This window comes from Paenibacillus crassostreae, assembly GCF_001857945.1.
Lineage (GTDB): Bacteria > Bacillota > Bacilli > Paenibacillales > Paenibacillaceae > Paenibacillus_AQ > Paenibacillus_AQ crassostreae.
In genome coordinates this window covers 766079-789772 of record NZ_CP017770.1, presented here as the reverse complement: position 1 = coordinate 789772, position 23694 = coordinate 766079, and the positions used below count along the sequence as shown (strand labels likewise).

At 38.8% G+C, this 23694-nt stretch carries 25 protein-coding genes, 1 riboswitch and 1 other annotated feature; of the genes, 23 read left to right on the top strand and 2 right to left on the bottom strand.

What is annotated here, in order from left to right; translation table 11 throughout:
- Positions 1–157 precede the first annotated feature (157 nt).
- The 20 genes from LPB68_RS03815 (at position 158) to LPB68_RS03720 (ending at position 18598) form a co-directional block, all read left to right on the top strand.
- Positions 158–1144, top strand: a complete 987-nt coding sequence (locus LPB68_RS03815; RefSeq protein WP_068657727.1) for a cation diffusion facilitator family transporter — start codon at positions 158–160, stop codon at positions 1142–1144.
- 95 nt (positions 1145–1239) lie between these two features.
- Positions 1240–1671, top strand: a complete 432-nt coding sequence (locus LPB68_RS03810) for a peptidylprolyl isomerase (protein ID WP_068657728.1) — start codon at positions 1240–1242, stop codon at positions 1669–1671.
- Positions 1672–1925: 254 nt separating this feature from the next.
- A riboswitch (FMN riboswitch) is annotated at positions 1926–2098 on the top strand.
- A gap of 279 nt (positions 2099–2377) precedes the next feature.
- On the top strand, positions 2378–3478 hold the full coding sequence (ribD, locus tag LPB68_RS03805; RefSeq protein WP_068657729.1) for a bifunctional diaminohydroxyphosphoribosylaminopyrimidine deaminase/5-amino-6-(5-phosphoribosylamino)uracil reductase RibD: 1101 nt from the start codon (positions 2378–2380) through the stop codon (positions 3476–3478).
- A gap of 80 nt (positions 3479–3558) precedes the next feature.
- The gene (gene ribE / locus LPB68_RS03800) at positions 3559–4224 is read left to right on the top strand and encodes a riboflavin synthase (protein WP_068657730.1); all 666 of its coding nucleotides are present in this window, start codon (positions 3559–3561) and stop codon (positions 4222–4224) included.
- A gap of 163 nt (positions 4225–4387) precedes the next feature.
- Positions 4388–5620 (top strand): bifunctional 3,4-dihydroxy-2-butanone-4-phosphate synthase/GTP cyclohydrolase II, encoded by a 1233-nt coding sequence (locus tag LPB68_RS03795; protein WP_068657731.1) that lies wholly within the window; start codon positions 4388–4390, stop codon positions 5618–5620.
- Between the two features lie 35 nt (positions 5621–5655).
- Positions 5656–6123 carry a 6,7-dimethyl-8-ribityllumazine synthase gene (gene ribH, locus LPB68_RS03790; RefSeq protein ID WP_068657732.1) on the top strand — a complete coding sequence of 156 codons (468 nt, stop codon included), beginning with the start codon at positions 5656–5658 and terminating at the stop codon, positions 6121–6123.
- Positions 6124–6207: 84 nt separating this feature from the next.
- A complete protein-coding gene (locus LPB68_RS03785; protein WP_068657733.1) occupies positions 6208–6999 on the top strand; it encodes a segregation and condensation protein A in 792 nt (263 codons plus the stop codon).
- The gene (gene scpB / locus LPB68_RS03780) at positions 6968–7573 is read left to right on the top strand and encodes an SMC-Scp complex subunit ScpB (protein WP_068657734.1); all 606 of its coding nucleotides are present in this window, start codon (positions 6968–6970) and stop codon (positions 7571–7573) included. Before LPB68_RS03785 ends, scpB begins: the two co-directional genes overlap by 32 nt.
- A gap of 235 nt (positions 7574–7808) precedes the next feature.
- Positions 7809–8489 (top strand): DUF2953 domain-containing protein, encoded by a 681-nt coding sequence (locus tag LPB68_RS03775; RefSeq protein ID WP_068657739.1) that lies wholly within the window; start codon positions 7809–7811, stop codon positions 8487–8489.
- Positions 8462–8971, top strand: coding sequence for a GerW family sporulation protein (ytfJ, locus tag LPB68_RS03770; protein ID WP_068657744.1), 510 nt, complete (start codon positions 8462–8464; stop codon positions 8969–8971). The genes LPB68_RS03775 and ytfJ overlap by 28 nt, the downstream gene beginning before the upstream one ends.
- 114 nt (positions 8972–9085) lie before the next feature.
- Positions 9086–10282, top strand: coding sequence for a D-alanyl-D-alanine carboxypeptidase family protein (locus tag LPB68_RS03765; RefSeq protein WP_068657746.1), 1197 nt, complete (start codon positions 9086–9088; stop codon positions 10280–10282).
- A 27-nt stretch (positions 10283–10309) separates the two neighbouring features.
- Positions 10310–10945 carry a nucleoside recognition domain-containing protein gene (locus tag LPB68_RS03760; protein WP_068657747.1) on the top strand — a complete coding sequence of 212 codons (636 nt, stop codon included), beginning with the start codon at positions 10310–10312 and terminating at the stop codon, positions 10943–10945.
- A gap of 6 nt (positions 10946–10951) precedes the next feature.
- Positions 10952–11485 carry a spore maturation protein gene (locus tag LPB68_RS03755; protein WP_068657749.1) on the top strand — a complete coding sequence of 178 codons (534 nt, stop codon included), beginning with the start codon at positions 10952–10954 and terminating at the stop codon, positions 11483–11485.
- A 76-nt stretch (positions 11486–11561) separates the two neighbouring features.
- On the top strand, positions 11562–11903 hold the full coding sequence (locus LPB68_RS03750) for a hypothetical protein (protein ID WP_068657750.1): 342 nt from the start codon (positions 11562–11564) through the stop codon (positions 11901–11903).
- Positions 11904–11923: 20 nt separating this feature from the next.
- Entirely contained in the window at positions 11924–12664 is a 741-nt protein-coding gene (locus tag LPB68_RS03745; RefSeq protein WP_068657751.1) for a pseudouridine synthase, read from the top strand.
- Positions 12665–12790: 126 nt separating this feature from the next.
- Positions 12791–13318 carry a redoxin domain-containing protein gene (locus LPB68_RS03740; RefSeq protein ID WP_068657757.1) on the top strand — a complete coding sequence of 176 codons (528 nt, stop codon included), beginning with the start codon at positions 12791–12793 and terminating at the stop codon, positions 13316–13318.
- On the top strand, positions 13315–15006 hold the full coding sequence (gene resB / locus LPB68_RS03735; protein ID WP_068657758.1) for a cytochrome c biogenesis protein ResB: 1692 nt from the start codon (positions 13315–13317) through the stop codon (positions 15004–15006). Before LPB68_RS03740 ends, resB begins: the two co-directional genes overlap by 4 nt.
- Positions 15003–16262: a cytochrome c biogenesis protein CcsA gene (ccsA, locus tag LPB68_RS03730; RefSeq protein WP_068657759.1), complete on the top strand. Its 1260-nt coding sequence runs from the start codon at positions 15003–15005 to the stop codon at positions 16260–16262. Before resB ends, ccsA begins: the two co-directional genes overlap by 4 nt.
- A gap of 184 nt (positions 16263–16446) precedes the next feature.
- Positions 16447–17163 carry a response regulator transcription factor gene (locus LPB68_RS03725; protein WP_068657760.1) on the top strand — a complete coding sequence of 239 codons (717 nt, stop codon included), beginning with the start codon at positions 16447–16449 and terminating at the stop codon, positions 17161–17163.
- 1 nt (position 17164) lies between these two features.
- Entirely contained in the window at positions 17165–18598 is a 1434-nt protein-coding gene (locus LPB68_RS03720; protein WP_068657761.1) for an ATP-binding protein, read from the top strand.
- A 163-nt stretch (positions 18599–18761) separates the two neighbouring features.
- On the opposite strand, the gene serA is transcribed toward LPB68_RS03720, so the two are convergent.
- Positions 18762–20354 carry a phosphoglycerate dehydrogenase gene (serA, locus tag LPB68_RS03715; protein ID WP_068657762.1) on the bottom strand — a complete coding sequence of 531 codons (1593 nt, stop codon included), beginning with the start codon at positions 20352–20354 and terminating at the stop codon, positions 18762–18764.
- Positions 20355–20549: 195 nt separating this feature from the next.
- Positions 20550–20778 (bottom strand) — a binding site (T-box leader).
- Between the two features lie 116 nt (positions 20779–20894).
- Positions 20895–21812, bottom strand: coding sequence for a hypothetical protein (locus LPB68_RS03710; protein WP_068657764.1), 918 nt, complete (start codon positions 21810–21812; stop codon positions 20895–20897).
- A 56-nt stretch (positions 21813–21868) separates the two neighbouring features.
- On the opposite strand from LPB68_RS03710, the gene LPB68_RS03705 reads away from it, so the two are divergent.
- From LPB68_RS03705 to LPB68_RS03695, 3 genes are read left to right on the top strand one after another with little or no spacing between them, the layout of a single operon-like run.
- On the top strand, positions 21869–22468 hold the full coding sequence (locus tag LPB68_RS03705) for a CPBP family intramembrane glutamic endopeptidase (RefSeq protein WP_068657766.1): 600 nt from the start codon (positions 21869–21871) through the stop codon (positions 22466–22468).
- Between the two features lie 2 nt (positions 22469–22470).
- Complete coding sequence (locus LPB68_RS03700; protein ID WP_068657768.1) at positions 22471–22845, top strand: hypothetical protein; 375 nt, start codon at positions 22471–22473, stop codon at positions 22843–22845.
- On the top strand, positions 22842–23684 hold the full coding sequence (locus LPB68_RS03695; protein ID WP_068657769.1) for a metallophosphoesterase: 843 nt from the start codon (positions 22842–22844) through the stop codon (positions 23682–23684). Before LPB68_RS03700 ends, LPB68_RS03695 begins: the two co-directional genes overlap by 4 nt.
- Positions 23685–23694 lie beyond the last annotated feature (10 nt).

The window sequence follows — 23694 nt, the reverse complement described above, 5'->3', positions numbered from 1 at the left end:
ATCAGACTTTTGTCGCTTTTGTTGTTTAATGAATTTTACCTTTGCCATAATTGATGTGGAAATAAAAATAGTTCTCCAATATCTATGAGGAAAATGGTATGATCCAAGTATTGTATTTTTATTACAAATTTCACTCTCGAAAAAAATAGGAGGAACTATGAAATCCGGACACGTAGAAAAAGAATCATTATGGAAGTTAATAAAAAAAGGAAACAAATCATCAGCGATTGCAATGACTGGTAACGCAATTTTGGCTGCCATTAAGACGGTTGCGGCCACGATGAGTGGTAGCGGTGCGATGTTTGCGTCGGCTATGCATTCATTTGCAGATGCGATTAATCAAGCTTTTGTATTTATTGGAAGTGTACTTTCGGAAAAAAAACCTACCCGAAGATTTCCAACTGGGTTTGGACGTGTCATCAACATCTTCTGTATGATCGCTGTTATTGTCGTTTCAATTATGGCATATGAGACCATTCTTGAAGGGATACATTTAATCCAGCATCCAGTCGCAAGTGGGGGGTACTTCTGGTTAAGTGTGGGAGTATTAGTAATCAATATAGTAGTTGATGGTGTTATCCTTTATAAGGCGATGAAAGAAATTCTACATGAAGCCCGCGTAGAAGCGAAAGGTTTTGGTATTGTAACAGGTGCTTTTAACAATGTTAGTCGTTCGGCGCCACCTACAAGATTGGTATTCTACGAGGATCTTGTAGCTGTAACGGGGGCCTTTCTTGCATTGATTGCGATCATTATCACTTCGTTCGTAGCGGCACCTTATTTGGACGGGATAACAACCATTCTAATTGGTATATTAATGGTCTGTGTTGCTTTCAAGGTGGGTTATGACAATATGATCGGTCTGATTGGTGTTGCAGCACCGCAAGAAATAGAGACAAGAATTTCGAATCTTATTCTACAAGCACCCTATGTAAAAGATATCTATTCATTACGGATCATGCAAGAAGGTCGTTACTACCATGTACATGGTCTGATTGAACTTGAAAAAGGATTAACACTTGCCGCGGCAGATGATATCAAATTCGATATAAGAAGAATTGTATTAGAAGATCACGATATTGTAGATGTTACGTTCGGGATAATTGAGGACGATGAACAAGTAACCTGGACGAGTAACGAATAGTAGGTATACTTAGTTTCTTTTGCTTTCATGTATCCATTCATAGTAAACTAGAAAAAGTATGGAATATTTAACATTTTGGAAGGGGTCATTCACAAATGGCAAAACAAGCAAAAATCACGTTGGAAAATGGAAGTACAGTAATTATCGATTTGTTTGAACAAGATGCACCTAATACAGTAGCTAACTTTGAAAAGTTAGCAAACTCTGGATTCTATAATGGGCTTGTATTTCACCGCATTATTCCAGGTTTCGTAGCTCAAGGTGGCTGTCCACAAGGAACAGGAACAGGTGGACCAGGATACCAAATCAACTGTGAGATCAATCCGAACAAACATGAACGTGGAAGCTTAGCAATGGCACATGCGGGTCGTAACACTGGTGGTAGCCAGTTCTATATTGCATATGCACCACAACCGCATCTAGATGGTCAACATACTGTATTTGGCAAAGTGGTTGAAGGTATGGACCAAGTTGAAGCATTTAAAGGTCGCGATGTAATGTCTACAGTAGAAGTATACGAAGCATAAATTTGATCGCCTAAGTAACAATTGAGTTACTGTTTCGAATTATAATATTGAAATAGTCCTTCCTTCAGAATCTACTGATAGAAGGGCTATTTTTATAATTTGTTAGCTAGAAGTACAGTAAAAAATGATGATATAGAATATGTGAATAAAATTAGTCATATTATTTGTAACTTGCTATATTAAATATAGCGTTACTATTGTATTTTTATTTTTTTGATGGTAAAATTCGTACATACAATAAATAATTTTGTTGATTTATCCTTCGGGGCAGGGTGAAATTCCCTACCGACGGTGATGCCATATAATTGATCATACGAATGAAGATGATATGGCTTAGTCCGTGACCCACACGCTGTTGTTTGAGGCGTATGGTTGATCTGGTGAAATTCCAGGACCGACAGTATAGTCTGGATGGGAGAAGGAGAGCAGCATGCGTAACTCACTTATGTGACAACGTATAGTAACATACCAAATAAGGCAATGATCTATGTGACCAATTTCACAATATAACTGTTATGAGTGATTGTAGAATCATGAATAGGTTATTTGTGAACTAATTACTGCTTTGTTTTTCGTGTGTACTTTAATGGCTCTGATACCCAGCCCTGAATCGGATGAATGATGTTCATCTGTTACAGGGTATTTTTGTATCTAACATTTCATAAATACTTTATCTGTTTTTTAGAAAGCTGGGGTGAAATGAGTAATGGATATTGTGAATGATGAGTATTATATGGCACTTGCACTGGATATGGCGGAAAGAGCTCAAGGGCAGACGCATATTAATCCGGTTGTAGGTTGCGTTGTTGTGAAGGATGGTGTCTTGGTTGGAATTGGGACGCATTTAGAGCGAGGTACACCTCATGCTGAGGTTCATGCCTTGAATATGGCAGGTGACAAAGCAGAAGGAAGCACAGCCTATGTAACTTTGGAACCTTGCAGTCATTATGGTACGACACCGCCTTGCAGTGAACGATTGGTGAAAGAAGGCGTTCGCAGGGTTGTGGTAGCATGCGAAGATCCTAATTCTCAGGTCGCAGGTAAAGGGATTGCAATGCTACGAGAACATGGGATTGAAGTTGAAGTTGGGCTACTTAAAGATCGAGCTCTGAAACTTAATGATAAATTCTTTAAATATATTACGACAGGTCTTCCTTACGTTACATTGAAGACTGCCAGCACATTAGATGGTAAAGTTGCTTCCAGAACTGGTGATAGTAAGTGGATTTCTAACGAAGCTGCACGGGAACAGGTACATACTCTCCGTCATCGTCACCAGGGAATTATGGTTGGTGTAGAGACTGTCATTAAGGATGACCCACATTTGACGACGCGTCTTTCGGTCGGAGGTTTGAACCCAACACGAATTGTTGTGGATTCTAAGCTTCGAACACCTTTAGATTCCAATATTGTTAAAGATGGATTGGCACAGACGGTTATATTAACGACAGCGCAGATAGATGTTGAAAGAGTTGAGAATCTAAAGAAAATAGGTGTTACGATTCTCATCTGTGGTGAAGGTCCACGTGTAGATCTACCTTTAGCAATGAAGAAGTTAGGTGAGATGCAGATTGGCTCCATTCTTCTTGAAGGTGGAGGGAAATTAAATGGTGCCATGCTAGAAGCTAAATTAATTGATCGAGTTATCCTTTACTTGGCTCCGAAAATTGTGGGTGGCATGAATTCTCCTAGTAGTTTTTCTTTTGAAGGAAGTGAATGGATGAAGGATGCTGTTCGTTTGGAATCATTAGAAGTAGAACTATTAGATGATAACGTGTGTATTAGTGGCATACCTGTATGGTCCTAATTCAAAAAATATGGAAGTATAATAAATGTTTCATTTGATGCTCCATACCTTATATTTCCACCTTGGAGGGAGGTTAACATATGTTTACAGGGTTGATCGAAGAGATAGGTACACTTCGTGGTATTACGCGAAACGGTGAAGCAATGGTGCTACATATTGGAGCATCAATCATTATGGACGATTTAAAGATTGGTGATAGTGTTGCTGTTAATGGGGTATGCCTCACAGCTACATCACTGAATTCTCAATCTTTTGCCGTTGATGTTATGCCGGAAACGTTTCGTCATACCAACCTGAAGGATCTCCAAATGGGAAGTGCAGTGAATTTAGAAAGAGCAATGATTGCCAATGGACGTTTTGGTGGACATATTGTTCAAGGACATGTTGATGGCATAGGTTCTATACAACATGTGATGAGGAATCAGAACGCAGTTGTATATGAAATTAGACCGGCAAAATCGAATATTTTTAAATTCATCATACCCAAGGGATCAATAACGTTGGATGGTATCAGTCTCACTGTTGTTAAATCAACCGGAAATGATTTTCAGGTGTCTATTATTCCGCATACACTAGCCCAGACGGTGCTTCAAAATAAACGTGCTGGTGATACAGTGAATATCGAATGTGATGTGCTGGGTAAATATGTAGAACATTTACTTCAATATAGTTCATCTAATCAGGGTAATGATGCGAAAAGTTCAGGATTAAACATGGAGTATTTAGCAAAAAACGGATTTGTCTGAATGGAAGTAATTCACAAAACTTTTAGCATATGCTTCCGATGTAGTTTTTTCGAAGTTATTCAAGATGCCTATGCTCAAAAACTTTTAGCTTATGCTTTCGAAGAGAGTTTTGAAGAAGTGAAAGCTAGGTAGTAATTCACAAAACTTTTAGGAGGAAATAATAATGGGGAATGAAATTGTATTTGATCCTATTGAAGAAGCTATATATGATCTGATGCGGGGTAAGGTTGTTATTGTTGTTGATGATGAAGATCGTGAGAATGAAGGGGATTTCATCGCTCTTGCTGAGAAGGCAACGCCAGAAGTCATTAACTTCATGATAACTCAAGGTCGGGGATTGGTATGTGTGCCGATCACGCAAGAACGTGCGGATGAATTGGATTTGAAACCGATGGTTGCTAAAAATACAGATAATCATGGTACTGCCTTTACTGTATCCATTGATCATAAGGACACCACAACAGGCATATCAGCGTATGAACGTTCATTAACAGTGAAGGCACTTCTTGACCCTAAAGCAACTATTGAAGACTTCCGTAGACCAGGGCATATGTTCCCTCTAATCGCGAAAAAGGGTGGAGTTCTTCGTAGATCGGGTCATACAGAAGCAGCAGTTGATTTAGCTCGGATGTGTGGATCATATCCAGCAGCGGTTATCTGTGAGATTATTAAAGAAGATGGAACGATGGCGAGATTGCCTGATCTAGCTAAAATTGCTCGTGAACAAGACTTAAAACTGATCAACATCAAGGAATTGATTCACTACCGTAATGAAAAAGAAAGATTAGTGAATCGCGAAGTGGCTGTGCGTATGCCTACAGATTTCGGTGAATTTCAGGCGATTGCCTATACTAACGAAGTGGATGATAAAGAACATCTAGCTTTAGTTAAGGGTACTATTGATCCGGAGAAGCCAGTGCTAGTACGCGTCCATTCTGAATGTTTGACAGGGGATGTCTTCCACTCTCATCGTTGTGATTGCGGTCCACAATTTGCAGCAGCATTGCGACAGATAGAGGCAGAAGGTAGTGGTGTATTACTCTATATGCGTCAGGAAGGACGAGGTATTGGACTTCTAAATAAATTGAAAGCTTACAAACTGCAAGAAGAGGGTCTAGATACTGTTGATGCGAATCTGAAGTTGGGATTCCCTGCTGATCTACGCGATTATGGGATTGGTGCACAAATTTTGAAAGATCTTGGTGTGCGTCAAATTAGACTTCTTACGAATAATCCACGTAAAATAAAAGGATTAGAGGGTTATGGACTGGAAGTGGTTGAACGAGTTTCGATCCAAATGGAAGAAAATATAGACAATACAAACTATTTGCATACGAAGCAAGCTAAACTTGGTCATCTATTGAAATTTGATGATATAGAACAAAATGAAATTTAATTAGATTATTTAATTTGAGAGGGAGATTGTTAATTATGACACATTATTTTGAAGGTAACTTAGTATCCGAAGGTTTGAAATATGGTATTGTTGTAAGTCGTTTTAATGAATTTATCACAAGCAAATTATTAAACGGAGCACTTGATGCTTTGACAAGACATGGTGTTCAAGACAGCGAAGTCGATGTTGCCTGGGTTCCCGGCGTGTTCGAGATTCCATTGATTGCTCAAAAAATGGCGGAAAGCGGAAAGTATGATGCTGTCATTACATTAGGTACTGTCATTCGTGGAGCAACTTCACATTATGACATTGTATGTAATGAAGTAGCCAAAGGAGTAGCTGCAATTAACTTGAAGAGTGGTATTCCAACGATATTTGGAGTTGTCACTACAGAGAACATCGAGCAAGCTATTGAACGTGCTGGGACGAAGGCTGGTAACAAAGGATATGACTCAGCAATCTCTGCTATTGAAATGGCGAACTTGACTAAACAGTTTAAATAGTGCTTATTTAATGTATTGCCTTTATGTAGTACCCTTTAAGTTAGGGTGCTACATTTTTGATTATATTGGTGGGAGGATCATAGCGTGTCTGTGTTATATAAGCTGGAAACCTTTGAAGGTCCGCTGGATTTACTTCTACATTTAATAGATAAAGCAGAAATTAACATCGAGGATATTCCTATCACTGAAATTACAGATCAGTATATGAGTTATTTGCAGAGTATGCAGGAACTTGAACTGGAAGTAACGAGTGAATTCCTTGTGATGGCAGCTACTTTATTATCAATTAAGAGTAAGCTACTGCTTCCGAAACCACCGATCATCGAAATGGATGATTTCGATTTCTATGAGGAGGATGATTACGATCCTCGAATGGAATTGGTACAGAAGCTTATCGAATATCGTAAATACAAAGGGATTGCTCAACATCTGCATGAACTTGAGTGGGATAGAAGCCTTATTTTTTCAAAAGAACCAGAGGATTTAGCTTCATGGATGCCCACCCTATCCACGAATCCTGTTGAGGGATTACATACGGCAGATTTAGTCGCAGCATTTCAAAAAGCTTTGCGAAAGGTAGTTAAGCGCAATTCGTATTCTCGGATCCAGAGAGATGAAATTTCTGTGAAAGATCGTATTCGGGATGTTGTCGAAGCACTACAACGTAGCGGTAAAGGTGGTAAACTATTGTTCTCCAAGCTACTGCATGAGGATATGGTTCGCCATGAAATTGTGGTGACTTTTTTAGCTATTTTAGAACTTATGAAGATGAAACAAATATTGTGTTATCAGGAAAAACTATTCGATGATATTGTCATGGAATGGAAAGGGGAAGAAGAATTATATGGAATACCCGATACTGAAATCGATTATTGAAGGACTGCTATTTCTTGCAGGTGATGAGGGTCTTAGTGTCAAACAAATTTCTGAAATTGTTGAACAACGCAATGAGTTAGTGAAAGATGCATTAGAAGAAATGAAGGACGATTTCGTACGTCAACAACGTGGATTACAGATTATTCAGATCGCTGGGCATTATCAGTTGGCTACACATCAAGAGCATGCAGCATATTTCGAGAAATTAGCTTACTCACCATCCCGTGCTACACTTTCCCAAGCAGCGCTTGAGACGCTCTCAATTGTGGCCTATCGCCAACCGATAACACGGGTTGAGATCGAGGAGATTCGTGGTGTCAAAGCGGAACGTGCTATCCATACACTAGTTAATAAAGACCTTATTGAAGAGAAAGGGCGGGCGGAGGCCGTTGGCCGACCTATTCTTTATGGTACAACTGCAGCCTTCCTGGATTATTTCGCTTTGGCTGGCATACAGGATTTACCGGAACCTTCTCTATTTGAGAACAAAGATAATCTTGAAGAAGAAACACAAATGCTCTTTGATCGCTTGGATGGACGTCAGTTGACATTTGATGATGTAAAAGAACCTTAGACAAATAGATATTAATAAAGCCGTACCTCCAGCATGTGCCGATTGAATTTCGGTACGTGCTATTTGTTTACTTCTGAATCAATTTCATAATTACGCAAATAGGAAATTGATTCTTTAATAATACTTCAATTCCTCCGTGGTTTCCCAGAATGTAGAATTTTGTTGAATTATCCCTAACTAAATTTGCCATACTAAGCAACATAGATCAATTTTACAAATGCATGGGGGCTAGCAAGTGAGGATCTTTTTGATCATTGTGATTGTATTATTATTGCTTATTGTCGCGATTCTTTTATCGAAGATAAAAGTGAATCTTTGGGTTAGAAAGAATGGGAAAGATGACGAAATAGTAGTTCGTATTAGGATGATATTTGGTCTAGTACGTCTACACTATGAACTTCCAATGATGAAGTTTAAGGAAAAGGATAAAGGCATTTTCGTAGAAGTGGATAAGACAAATAACGTGGGTCACAATAAAGAAAAGCACAATGAAACATTAGTGGATAAGCAAAAAATAGATAATTGGTTAGATCAGTTTTTACGGGTATTAGAAGCGACACATTCATTTAATTTATGGTTGAAAAGGACATTATCTCGCTTAACGGTTACAAAGTTAGAATGGTCAACAAATTTCTGTGCTGGGGATGCTGCATATACCGCAGTGTCAACGGGAATGGTATGGAGTACTAAGACATTCATTGTGGGCTGGCTTTCACATTATGTAAAGATGAAGGACCATCCGCGGTTATTTGTCGTACCTGAATACGATGATTATCCGCATTTTTCCAGTGAAATGTCTTGTATAGTAAAATTCTCATGCGGATACGCTATATACGCAGGCTTGGTTCTTATTGTACGCGTGCTGAAAGTGAAAGGAGGAGTTAAGAGATGGAAGACCATCCTATCAAAGGCTTAATGCAAACAGCCATGGAAAATCTGAAGAGCATGGTGGATGTCAATACAATTGTAGGTGATCCAGTTCAAACACCTGATGGCAGTGTGATTTTACCGATTAGTAAAGTGGCCTTTGGTTTTGCAGCTGGGGGTAGTGATTTTAATGTGGATAGGAAAGCAAAAAGTTCAGGATCTTCGTCAAATGAGCATCAAGACTCAAAAAGACTTCCATTTGGAGGTGGGACCGGTGGAGGTGTATCCATTCGACCAATCGCCTTTTTGGTAGTAGGTAAAGACGGAGTGTACATCCTACCTCTTGATAGTCAGACTCATATTTATGAGAAATTGATTGATACTGTGCCATATGTAATGGAGAAGATTCAGACCATATGTGAGAAGAGTGGCAATAAGAGCAATAGTAACAATAAGAATGCAAACAACTCAAATACAGGTACACCAGGATCAGCACCTATTGGGAATATGTCAGAATTGACCAATCTTTAAAATCCATCCCCCCTTCCAGGCATATACGGATGGGGGGATTCGTTTTTCTTGAGACATACCAATTTATTGGAATGCATATACTTGTACAAGATCCCCTAGAACTCAGCTGGAGGAATGAATAACGTGAACAAGAAGATGAAATATATGATATCAATGGCACTTCTTATTGTAGTATCGCTAAGTGCAATTATGATGAATGTAGTATTAGCACAGAAGGATCTCCCATCCATAAGTACTCATGCACAGGCGGCTGCATTAATCGATGTGTCGTCGGGGAGGTTGTTATATTCTCACCAAGGTGATGAAGAGTTGCGAATTGCTAGTTTAACAAAAATCATGACAGCTATTGTAGCCATTGAACAGGGACAATTTAATAAACCAGTAAGAGTGAGTAAGAATGCATATGCCAAGGAAGGATCGTCCATATTCTTGAAGCTAGGTGAAGAAATGAGTCTGGAGAATATGCTGTATGGACTTATGATGCGTTCAGGTAATGATGCAGCAACAGCAATTGCAGAGCATGTCGGGGGTTCAGAAGAGGGATTTGTATTCTTGATGAATGCCAAAGCAGTTGAATTAGGATTGAAACATACTCATTTCATGAATCCGCATGGGTTAGATGCTGAAGGTCATTATTCTTCTGCCAATGATCTTGCACGATTAACTGCCTATGCTATGCATAATCCTATTTTCAAAGAAATTGTAAAGACGCCAGTAAAAAAAGTACCTAATCCCAATGAATCATGGGACTACAAATGGGATAATAAGAATAAAATGTTACGTTTCTATGAAGGTGCAGATGGCGTAAAAACAGGTTATACCAAAAAGGCATTTCGTTGCTTGGTTAGTTCTGCTACGCGTAATGGACAACAACTGGTAACAGTAACGATTAATGATGGAGATGACTGGAACGATCATCGTAAGATGCTTGATTACGGGTTTGCTAACTATCCACTTGTTGAGTTCCTGAAGAGGGGACAGAAGATTGATGGTTATGAGATTGTCGTTAGTCAATCTTTCTCATATCCAGTTGCAAATGGCGAGCAAAATGAAATATCCAATAGACTAGTCTTAACAGATCAAAGAAAATCTGGAGAAGATCTTTCTTTTGGCCTGAGAGGCAGGATTGAAGTAATACATGATGGAGTTATTATTGGGAAAGTTCCAGTATATACGATAGGAAGTGTTCTTCCCAAAAAGGTTGAGTCTTCTAAAGATGTTTTGTTACAAAAACCTTCATTTTCAATACAAAATAGTACTTGGTTACAATCATTAGGTCATGTGTTCAAAAAATTGTTGTTCGAAGATTAGTGAAGCCATAAAGGGGAGGTAAGTGGGATGATAAATACAATCTGGCTTGCACTTATTCTTATTGGATTTGTATTCGCAGCTGTGTCGGGGAATGTTGAAATTGTGACAACAGCAGCCTTTGAAGGTGCGAAGACAGGTGTGAGCGTTTGTTTCGGACTTATTAGTGTGTTGGTGTTCTGGATGGGGATGATGAGGATTGCTGAAGACTCGGGACTTTTGAAGAAGATTGCCAAAATCTTAAGTCCACTTGTTACTTTCTTGTTTCCCGATGTACCTCGTGACCATCCTGCATTAGGATATATTCTGTCTAATATGAGTGCCAATCTACTTGGCCTAGGTAATGCAGCTACTCCAATGGGAATAAAGGCTATGCAAGAACTACAAACGCTTAATCCTGATAAAGATGTCGCAAGCCCTGCTATGTGCACATTACTTGCTCTCAACACTGCCAGCATTACTCTCATACCCACTACACTTATTGCAATTCGTATGAATTATAACTCAGCGAGTCCAACGGATATTGTAGGGACCACTTTGGTAGCTACGTTCATTGCTACTGTTGCTGCAATATTGGCGGACCGATGGTGCAGAAGATGGAATCTACATCGTGATCGTACACCACCTATGAAAGGTATTCCTTCTAAGCCGAGTATGAAAGGATGATGGGTTGTGCTTGCTTTTATTAATCTCATTTCTTCTTGGGCTATCCCTTTAATCATAGCATTTATCCCCTTATTCGCCTTTACACGTAAGGTGCCTGTATATGAATCATTTATAGACGGTGCCAAAGAGGGGTTCGATACAGCAGTCCAAATCATCCCTCATCTAGTAGGTATGATGGTAGCAATCAGTGTTTTTCGTGCATCGGGAGCTTTAGATTTCTTCGTTGGTTGGACAGGCTCATTTTTACAACTCCTAGGTGTTCCAAGTGAAATTATCCCCTTAGGTATTCTTCGACCTTTAACCGGAACAGGCTCACTTGCATTCGCAACAGATTTAATTCGAGAACATGGTCCCGATTCTATGATTGGAAGAATGGCTTCAACGATTCAAGGAAGTACGGATACAACTTTATATGTCCTAACTGTATATATGGGGGCAGTTGGTATTCGAAATGGACGGTATGCTCTTAAGGTTGGATTATTCTCAGATGCTGTTGGTTTTATTGCTGCTATTGCCGTCTGCCTTTTTTTCTTTGGATAAAAAACTTTGCCCAAGCCAAAACACCTCAATCTTCATATTCTATAACAGTTCATGTTGCCTAGAATGAGGTGAGTACATGCTATATGAAGGATTTATGATTCATCATTCGTTTTGTTCTTCAATGGATGGAAAGGGATATGATTTCTGGATTAGTAAGGACGCTTCGGTCATTGCTGCACCAGTACTTTCTGACAACGAGTATATTCATATTTGTCTAGAAGGTTATTTCAATCTTGAATATGAACGTATGTCTGCTAATGCCAAACATCAACTTTTTACCGCAAGTAAACTCATTATGGAACTCTCGAATTTGTACAATATATCCCCGTTATTTCTCCAACCGCATAGCCAGATTTGTCCTGGTTCACATTTTCCTTGGAATGAACTTGTGATTTATCCTGTTGATGGGTATCATTAGCATGAGGTGAATTATCGAATATGGAAAGATTACAGAAAATTTTAGCACAAGCAGGGGTAGCATCGCGACGTAAATGTGAAGATTTGATCGTTGCAGGTAAAGTGGAAGTTAACGGAGAGACCGTAACTACGCTAGGAACGAAGGCGGACCCCGACCAAGATATCATTACGGTAAATGGAAAGCCGATTCGCAATGAGAAGAAGGTCTACATTGTAATGAACAAACCTAAAGGTGTCATAACTAGTGCTTCCGACCCTGAAGGCCGTAAGATTGTATCAGATTATTTAAGAGATGTTAAAGAAAGAGTATACCCTGTGGGCAGGCTTGATTATGACACAGAGGGATTGATCATTCTTACGAATGATGGAGAGTTCGCTAATTTGTTAACACATCCCAAACACCATGTGCCGAAAACCTATATGGCAATAGTGAAAGGGGTGCCTCACGGAGATGACTTGGACAAACTTAGAGCAGGAATAAAGCTTGAAGATGGCATGACAGCGCCTGCAGAAGTGGAGTACAAGGATATCGATACCGCGAAAAATGAGGCAACGATCTCCATAACGATCTATGAAGGCCGCAATCGTCAAGTTCGTAGAATGTTCGAGGCAATTTCACATCCCGTTATTAAGCTGAAAAGAATCGCCTTTGGTGATCTTCTGTTGCATAATCTCAAAAGAGGATTATTCCGTCATTTAACAAAGGATGAAATTGAAGATTTATTAAAATTGGCTAAATCCCCCAAATCACCGAAAAAGTAATGTTGGTTGACACACAAAATTCAAAAACAATTGCCACATTTCTGACAAACTTCGTTATAATTATTCATAGGATGTTCACAAGGGGTGGATTGATTATGACTAATGTCATAGAAGGGGGCTTTGGGAATGGGCAAATCCAGAAAAAAAGTCCAGATTATTGTATTACTGCTGGTATTTATTCTCGGTGGTTATGCTATTATCTCTAACGTGTATGGTTCAGGAGGGAAGCCTGAGGTTGGTAGTAAGACACCCTCCTTTAATCTTCTAGGGTTGGATGGAAGTGTTCATAACCTTGATGAATATAAAGGGAAATCCATGGTAATAAATTTCTGGGGCACATGGTGTGAACCATGTGTTAAAGAGATGCCCGCACTTCAAGTACAATCGGAGAAGTGGGAAGATAAAGATGTCGTTGTGATTGGGATCAATGTAGGGGAAGATGTGATGTCTGTTGAGAATTTTGTGAAGCAGGCGAATTTGGATTTCCCTATTCTATTGGATCCTAATAGAGATGCCGTGAGAAGTTATGGTATCTCACCGTTACCGACAACGCTATTCGTATCAGCCGATGGGAAAATAAGGAATATCCATTTAGGTGGACTAGATCTGGGTACTCTTGATAACGAAATTGAACAGTTGGTGAGTATACCATGATTCATGACTTATTGGCTTTTCAGAATACGAAGTGTGAATGTGGACATCAGAATCCTACGGGGACTGTGCTCTGTGAAGCATGTGGTAAACCTTTAAGTGAGAAGGATCAAGAATCTAAGGAATTACTTGAGATGAGATATGATGGGATGGCACGTCGTTCTCAACGAAGTAGTCCTAATTTCATTGATCGTATTTGGAATTTTTTCAGTTCTGTAAAAATTGCGGTATACATGATTATCCTAACGTTGCTTGGTTCAATGCTTGGAACTATCTTTCCACAAGAAAGTACGTTTTTAAATATTGATCCAGCAACGTACTATCCCGAAACATATGGTAAGGCAGGTACGATTTATTATAAACTCGGCTTGTCACATACGTACGAATCGTGGTGGTTTATATTACTACTTGTGATGATTGGAGCTTCACTCGTCATTTGTAGTCTAGATCGTGTACTGCCATTGTACAAGGCACTTTCGAAACGGAAGGTTCGAAAGCATATGCAATTTCTAACACGTCAAAAAGTAGTCTATCAGACTCGAATTGATAGTGTTGGAGAAGATTGGATTAATGATGTTAAATCTCCACTTAAGAAAAAGGGATACCGAGTACATACGGATGGTAGTGCATTACTCGCCGAGAAACAACGCTTTAGCCGTTGGGGACCTTATATTATCCACATTGGGTTAATCATTTTCTTATTGGCAGTACTTGCACGAGGCCTGCCTGGATTTAATATGGATCAGCATTTAGCTTTCCCAGAAGGTGAGATTATACCGATTCCTAATACAAGTATGTATTTAGAGAACGAGAAATTCACTGTTGAATACTACACAGAGGAAGACCTTCCAGAAGAATTTAAAGGGAAAAACAAAATTCTACCTAAATTATTTGAAACACAAGCGGTCTTATATGAATGTACAGAAAATTGTAATGATCCCTTGAAGGAACCTAAGCTTATTGAAGTAGATCGTCATCCCATTCAAGTGAATGATCCGTTAAACTATAAGGGCTTGATGGCGTTTCAATTTGATTTTGATACTACGCCGATATTGAGATCGGTTACACCTTCTTTAGTTGATACGCAAAGTGGTAAGATTATAGGTCAATTCAAGTTGGATATTCGTGATCCTGAACGAAATTATCAAGTGGGGGAATACTCCCTTAAACTAGCAGAGAAATATATGGATTTTGGATTAAATGATCTTGGTGAACCAGTTTCCATCTCACCTACAGCGAATGCGCCAGCATTTCTATTCGTGATCACTGGAGCGAATTTACCAGAAGAAGGAATCAATTATTTCTATTTTCCTAAACAAGTAGATAAGCAACGGTTTCAACAAAATATAATCAACGAGCAACTAGCTGGCGATTACAACTTTTTGGAATTAGATGTGCAAGGTATGAGTAATGTGGATTTTTCGATGTCGACATCTTACTTGAACATTCGTATAGACAAAGCTATGCCATTTGTATGGATTGGTGCTGCGATCGTTATGCTTGGGCTTATTATGGGATTTTACTGGCAACATCGGCGCATCTGGATACGTATCGATGATGGTACTTTAACATTAGCTGCCCATACGAATAAGAATTGGTTTGGTATACGCAGAGAGATCACTGACATGTTACGGAAAATGAATATGGAAGTAGATGAAAAATCCCTAGATAACGGAGGAAATCAACCATGAGTCTTCTATTAGATGTCAGTAGTGTGTTTTTTACTATCTCTTTCTTGATATACTGTGTGGCCTTCATTATGTATGGAGTTGCTATCATGGGTCGTGTTTGGAGAAATCGTGACCCTATAGTACATACGAAGAAATGGGGGAAGGCAGCATTCTTGCTTGCTTCCATTGGACTAATTGCACACTTGACCTATTTCATTACACGTTGGATAGGATCAGGACATATTCCGATTAGCAATATGTTCGAATTCATGACTAGCCTCTCCATGATGATCATGATAGCGTTCACGATTATTTTTCTCATTTACCGTAAGACTTTACTGGGACTATTCGCTGTTCCATTAGTTATTATTATTATGGCATATGCTGCTGTATTTCCGCAGGAAGCTCAACCTCTAATTCCGTCTCTTCAATCATGGTGGCTACAGGTTCATGTGACGATGGCAGCTTTAGGTGAGTCCTTCTTCGCTATAGGGTTTGCCGCTGGATTTATGTATTTGCTCCGAACTGTTGACTTCAATAGCCAAGATAAGAGAGAGCGACGTCAGCAACGTGGTGTAGAATTTACATTTTTCACAATTATTATTCTTGTTGGTTTTATTATTGCTATATTTGCTTTTCGCGCAGGTGGATATGAATCCGTATTCTCACAAAAAGAAGTGGCCAATAACGGGGAAGTATCAACTACGATGCAAAAGGTTGAATATAAATTACCACCTATTGTGTCACCCTATCAGAGTGAAATAGTCAGTTTCCAATCTTTCCTTGGGATGGATGCACCTTTATTCGAAGCACCGTCTTGGATGCATGGAATTAACGCAGGTAGAAAGTTGAATACTGTTGTCTGGTCATTACTTGCAGGAATCATACTTTACGGATTAATTCGACTTATTCTTCGTAAACCGATTGGGCGTGCGGTGCATCCTTTACTCAAAAGTTTAGATGCAGATGACCTTGACGAGATTACATATCGTTCAATCGCTATTGGATTCCCAATCTTTACTCTAGGGGCACTCATCTTTGCGATGATGTGGGCTCAAATTGCCTGGGGACGGTTCTGGGGTTGGGATCCGAAAGAAGTGTGGGCACTTATCACATGGTTGTTCTATAGTGCATATTTACACTTAAGATTATCACGTGGATGGCAAGGTCGTAAATCTGCTTGGCTTGCTGTTCTAGGTTTTATTGTTGTTATGTTTACGTTAGTTGGCGTTAATCTTATTATTGCTGGATTGCATTCTTATGCAGGTACAGACTGAACAAGTATGCATTATTTATAATTTTTTGTAATCCGTTTCACATTTGATGTTGAATGTTGTTGCGGATTTTCGTTATAATTAGCAATTAGTAGTGAATATTGTATAATTGTATTAATTTATATATCCGTATGAAGGACGTTCATTAAGGAAAGTCCAATGTAAGATAATTAAGGGGTTGTTGATAATGCCAGATGAATTAAATCGGATATTAATTGTAGATGATGAAGAACGGATTCGACGATTAATTAAAATGTATTTGGAAAAAGAAGGCTATGAAATTGATGAAGCTGAAGATGGTGAAATAGCCCTTCAAAAGGCAACGGCGACGGATTATGGATTAATCATACTAGATCTTATGCTTCCGGGTATGGACGGCGTTGAAGTCTGTACTAGATTAAGACAATTAAAATCAACTCCTATCTTAATGTTGACTGCTAAAGGAGAAGAAATTAATCGAGTGCAAGGATTCGAAGTGGGCGCAGATGATTACGTGGTTAAACCATTTAGTCCGCGTGAGGTAATTTATCGTGTGAAGGCAATTCTACGTCGATCTTCCACAACTGCCTATTTATCTAAAGACGGGATGTCGAGCAACGATATCGTATTTCCACATTTAGTGATAGAACATGATGCTCATCGTGTAACAGCTAGTGGTGAAGAAGTAAGTCTTACGCCTAAAGAATATGAATTACTGCATTATTTAGCAGTTTCTCCTGATAAAGTGTTCTCTAGAGAAGAGTTGTTAAAAGATGTCTGGAATTATGAATTCTTCGGAGATTTACGGACGGTGGATACTCATGTCAAACGTTTAAGAGAAAAGTTGAATAAAGTATCTCCTGAATCAGCGACTATGATTACCACGGTATGGGGCGTAGGTTATAAGTTAGAGGTCTCGAAATAAGTTGAATTTCTGGAGATCCCTCGTCGGCAAACTTTGGATTACTATTATTTGTTTAGTCGCTTGTGTGCTCATTACGTTAGGTGTGTTCTTATTACCCTATATAGATACCAATTTCTCGAATTCAGGTGACATCAAACGTTTGTTTACATACACAGCGATTGTTGGCTTCTCAATGACGACCTTTTTCGGATTGTTTTTATTTTCTAGAATTACTCAGCCCATGCAAAAGTTGATTCATGCTGCGAATAATATTCGTAAAGGAGAGTATGGGACAAGGGTATATGTAGAAGCTAGTGATGAAATTGGAGAGTTAGCCAATACGTTTAATCACATGGCTGCCGAGTTGGAAGATAACATTCGGAATCTGAATCAAGAAAAGGAACACTTATCTAGTGTCCTTAGAAGTATGAGCGATGGGGTCATAACATTTGATAATTCAGGCAAAATCATTCTTACTAATCCACCAGGTCAACGAATATCCGAAATGTGGAAAACGATGGAATGGGATTACGAACCTGAGGGATCAAATCAATTAAGAACGCTAGAAGTTCCGAAACCGTTAGAGGAATTATTTAGTATGACGCTAACGGAGAGTGGGGATTGTAGTACCTTGGTATATGTGAAGCAGGATGTATGGTCTGTGATCATGACCCCCTTATATTCAAACAATGATATTCGTGGAGCCGTGGCAGTTTTACGTGATGTGACCGAAGAGGTTAAGCTGGAGAAAATGCGAACTGACTTTGTAGCTAATGTATCCCATGAGCTTAGAACTCCATTGTCGATGATGCAAGGTTATAGCGAAGCTTTATTGGACGGGATGGCAGCATCTCCTGAAGAAAGCCAAGAATTGATCCAAGTCATTCATGATGAGTCATTACGAATGGGGAGACTTGTTAAAGATCTGTTAATTCTAGCCCGCATGGAAGCCGGACATCCAGATTTAGCGATGACTAAACTAGATGTAAATGAGTTACTTGAACGAATTTATCGTAAATTTTCAGTTCGTGCTAGGGAGTGTAATTTGAATCTCTATTACGAGAAACTTTCAGAAGATTTATTTATACAATCTGGAGATGAGGATAAGTTAGAACAAGTTATGACGAATTTACTAGATAATGCATTTCGTTATACGCCAACAGGTAAAAGTGTATATATTATCGCTGAACGAGTGCAAAGTGATCATCATCCATTTCTACAAATACATGTTAGGGATGAAGGTGTTGGAATTCCAAAGGAAGACATACCTTTTATCTTCGAACGATTCTATAAAGCGGATAAGGCACGTGTTCGTGGAGAATCTGCGAGTACTGGACTAGGTCTTGCTATCGTTATGAATATTATTGAATCACATCATGGAAGTGTCAAAGTGACAAGTGAGTTGGGACAAGGAACAGATTTTATAATTAGGATTCCTGTCGAATATCGGAAATAATGAAATATAATGAACAAGCACCTCCCATGGGAGGTGCTTTTTTTGTAGAAGAAAAAAGATTAATCTTGTTCATCGTGGAACAATTGGAGAGATTCCCTTGTTTCATATAAATAAAGGAGACCGCCGATCTGAAGATCAACGGTCTCCTTACAATATATTGAATCTAGTTAAGGATGATTTCAAGAGCAGAGTTAATCTCTTGAAGAGATGCGAGTTTAACCAATACATCTTTGGATGGAGCCTTGTCTACAGTTAGGATCATAAGGGCAGAGCCGCCAACAAGCGTACGACCTACTTGCATGGAGGCAATGTTGACATCATTCTCTCCAAGAAGAGTACCTACAAGACCGATAATCCCTGGTTTATCATTGTGAGAGATTAAGATTTGATTACCATCTGGTGCAATATCAACCGTGTATTTATCAAGTAATACAATACGCTCTCCGTAACCTTGAAGCAGTGTTCCCGCAACTAGACGGTCTTGATTATTTTGTGTTTTTAGACTTACTGAAATGAGATTAGTGAAACCTTTTGTTTTAGGTGCTTTGGATACAACGATATTCACGTCACGAGATTTAGCTAGATGTGAGCAGTTAACGATATTCACATCACTACCTAAATGGTGTGAAAGAACACCTTTCACTATATAACGCGTAAGTGGTAATGTATCAACATCAGAGAGGTCTCCTGCATAGTCGATATGAATTTCACTTACAGCTCCTGTTGTAATCTGTGCAACAAAGCTTCCTAATTTCTCACCTAGAGAGAAGTAGGGTTGAAGCTTATTCATCACACTAGGAGCAACTGGCGGGATGTTTACAGCGTTCTTAAATGGTTCGTTACGTAAAATGTGTAAGATCTCTTCAGATACGTCAATGGCAACATTCTCTTGAGCTTCAATGGTTGATGCACCTAAGTGAGGTGTAACAATAACCTTCGGATGATTCAAGAAAGGATGATCACTTTGTGGTGGCTCATGTTCGAATACGTCAAATGCTGCACCTGCAACAATTCCTTGATCAATAGCTTCTATTAATGCCATTTCATCAATGAGTCCACCACGTGCACAGTTGATGATTCTCATGCCTTTTTTCATAACTTCGAATTGGGGGCGTGAGATCATATTACGTGTCTCCGGTGTTAATGGAGTATGAACGGTCATGAAATCTGCATTGAGGACGATATCATTGACTGTAGCTAGTTTTACTTCTAATTTCTCTGCGCGGTCTTCAGTTAAGAACGGATCAAATGCAAGGATATCCATTCCGAAAGCTTTCGCACGCTTAGCTACTTCACTTCCAATACGCCCCATACCTAATATACCCAATGTTTTTCCACGAAGTTCTACGCCAATGAAGGTCTTACGATCCCATGTTCCAGAAATTGTTTTGGCATAAGCCTGAGGTATATGACGAGCCAGCGCCATCATCATAGCTAAGGTATGCTCACAAGTTGTAATCGTATTACCATCTGGTGCGTTGATAACAACGATTCCTCGTTTTGTAGCAGCATCTAGGTCGATATTATCTACACCGACTCCTGCACGTCCTACAGCCTTTAAATTAGTTCCAGCTGTAAGAATCCGTTCAGTCACAGTCGTTTGACTACGAACCATAAGAGCATCAAATTCACCTATAATTGCTACTAACTCATCTTCATTTAGTCCTGTTTTCTTAACAACGGTAACATCATTTGCATCAACTAGTTGTTGAATACCTAAATCACTGATTGGATCCGATACGAGTATTTTAAACATGGTTTCTTTCCTCCTTAATATTCTAAAGCGTATATAATTAGGACTGTATCTAGGTAGACACATGACCGCAATACCATTGATAATAAAGCAACGCGTTACCGCATCAAAGGCGATGAGTGTAGCAATAAGACTGCTTTATGATAATGTTAATGAAAGAGTAACAAAAAAACTCCCGATTCGCATACTACTTGCGTAGTAAGGGACGAGAGTTGTTCGTGGTACCACCCTAATTCACTGCCATTATAGAAGCAGCCTCAAATGATCACCTAGTGACCATAACTGATAACGGAGTTTATCCGATTGCACCTACTTGTATTCAATGCAATTTCTCAGGAATGCTAAGACAAGGACTTGTCATCGGTTTGCACCAACCACCGACTCTCTGTTGACGTTATACATGTCTTTTTTCCATCATCGATTTCGTTAACTTAATTTTTCATAATGTATCATGGCTACGATATTGTTGTCAATAGTACAATGAATGAACTTGAAATTAACATTATTATTCGCTATGATTCTTTATACTGTTCATATTCAGGCTTAATTATCGTAGAAGAAAGGTAGCTGTGGAAGAAGTTCTTGGCTATAGTATTTATTATTCCATTTTGTGAAGTCATTTTCTTTCACTGCATCAGTTCGATCTAATAGTTTAATAATAGCCCCGATAGAAGTTAAATTCATAGTATCGGCATTACCGGACTGAATCATATCATCTATACGAGCAGTCATGTCTTGTGGATCGTATGCATCATAGATTGATTTGGTTAGTAATGATGTAGATACTGCTGCATTCTTAACGATTAAAGGGAATCCTTCCCACTCGTCAAATGAAAAATCTTTTGTGAAATCATACTCTTTTTTAAGTGATGGATCTACATTAATATTCCATTTAATCATGGAGATATAATATTTCTTTTGAGCTAGTAGACCGTAACTCACGCCATTCTTATATAACTGATCTTGTTTCAAATTATTCATTAATTTCTCACCATTATATAGGCTTGAAGACATCTTATAATTGTCAGCAGAGTTACCGAACAGACGGACACTCTTCAGAAAATCAGTTTGTGCTTCTTGTAAAAGTGGTGATGATGAATACATCGTTGTCTTAGTGATTGCACTGTATTGCTCATCAGCTAGCGTGCGAAGTTGTTTTAGAACTTTATTCACTTGATTTGAATCATCAGTACGACTTATTTCGTCAGTCAAAGAGACCCATTCAGATTTAAATTCTCGATAAGGCAAAAATACGGTATGATAAAATGTAACTAAATCTTGTTGTTGATAAGAATCGGCAAATTCACTTGATGAAGGGACGATAGCTAAGTTCTCATATTTCGTCTCAACTTTATTGGCTCCTACCCTCACTCCTGATAAGAAGGCTGCTGATATTAAAATGAAGACAAGGATAAAAGTTAAGCTGAAAACCATTTCAAACCGTGATGAACGCTTTTGCATAAATAAAGTCTCCTTTAGTGTATTAATAAGAAAATATATAGAACAGGCAGGACAAGATGAAAAAAATTAAATTAAAGTTTCCAAAAATAAAAATTAAACAAGTTACCGTAAATCAATTAAATGATCGGTTGTTATTATTAAATCTTTACATAACTCAAGCTCTCACTTTGGTTATCGGTATTATTTGGCTATTATTTCAGAAGAGAAATATATTTGACCTTTTTTCGTTGCAAAATAATGACAATTTTGTGGCATGGGGTATGGGTTTAGCAGGATGTATGCTCATTATTGACTTCTTCCTATCGAAGATTATGCCAGAAGATTCGATGGATGATGGTGGTATAAATCACATGTTGTTTGGAAAACGCCCTGTATGGCATATTATTTGTATTGCAGCAATCGTAGCCATTTGTGAAGAATTACTATTTCGAGGAGCGATTCAGTATGCAATCGGGCCTTATTGGACGAGTATTATTTTTGCCGTCATTCACATACGTTATTTGAAGCATTGGATTCCTACGGGTTGGGTCTTCCTAAGTAGTTATGGATTAGGAACTATTTACATTTTGTCTGGTACATTGTGGGCACCCATCTTATGTCATTTTATTATTGATGTCATTTCTGGAATGATGATTCGATTTCGGAGAGAAGAATGAACATGGGGCTTAGCAGAGTAGAAACACAGAAGAAGCGGCGAGAAGACCAGAATCATGAGAAAAAGCAAGCGAGGAAGGTATGGCTTTCTTGGGCTTTTATCAGTAAAGAAGAGGCAAGACAATATTTAGAGGATAACACCTCGAAAGATGAATTGATGATAATTAAAGAAGTGAAGTCTAACGACTATGACGATAGTGATCATGAGAATAGTGCTGAAGTTATTATTCCTGCTCGAACAGAAACTTATTATTCAAATAAAATAAAACTTAGTAGAATTTTTCTGAATACACTCATTGTTCTATTTTTGATGCTAACAGCTGCATTATTGTGGTGGGGTCTAGAAGGTGCACCGCCATTAAAGGAGATATGGAAATGACTGCATTGATCTGGTTATTATCCGGTTGTGTTACTCTAGCAGCAGTGATTTTATTGTATTGGATGATACATGAAGCGCTTAGAGTCGTGATCAATCCTGTTGAATTCAAGTTGAGTAGACTACCGAGGTCATTTGATGGAAGTAGGATTCTCTTCATTACGGATATTCACCGACGACATCTTCCTAAAGAATTATTGATGTCATTAAAAGGTCAGGTTGATTGGGTATTGTTGGGTGGGGATATTATGGAAAAGAATGTCCCATTATCACGTGTGGAGAGAAATATGAGACTATTATCGAGTGTTGCTCCCGTATATGCCGTGCATGGTAACCATGATTATAAAGCTGACATTGTTTCTCTAGATCAGATACTGAGATTATGTGATGTAAATTTGTTAATGAATCAAAACGTGAAGCTTGAGAAAAATGGATCTTTCATATGGTTAACAGGAATGGACTATTCTAACATTCGCCTAAAAAAGTATTCTCCGTTACCCAAGCTACCAAATAGTGAAATGGATGTTTGTCGGCTGGTATTAGTTCATGATCCTGCGTGGATAAACCGTTTTTCGACAAAACCTGCTGACCTTGTCTTAGCTGGACATACTCATGGAGGGCAAATTATTTTTCCTTGGATAGGTCCTATTCACTTAGATAAATGTTATCGCGATATTGCGAGTGGGTTGGTTGAATGGGAGCAAGAGGATACTTTAATTACAAGATCTAGGTTATTTGTTAGTCGGGGATTTGGGTATCGACATCTTCCACTGAGATTTCGATGTCCTGCTGAAATGAACCTGATTACCCTACGTTCTAATGAAGAGGACAGCCTTGCGTAGTTAAGATAAC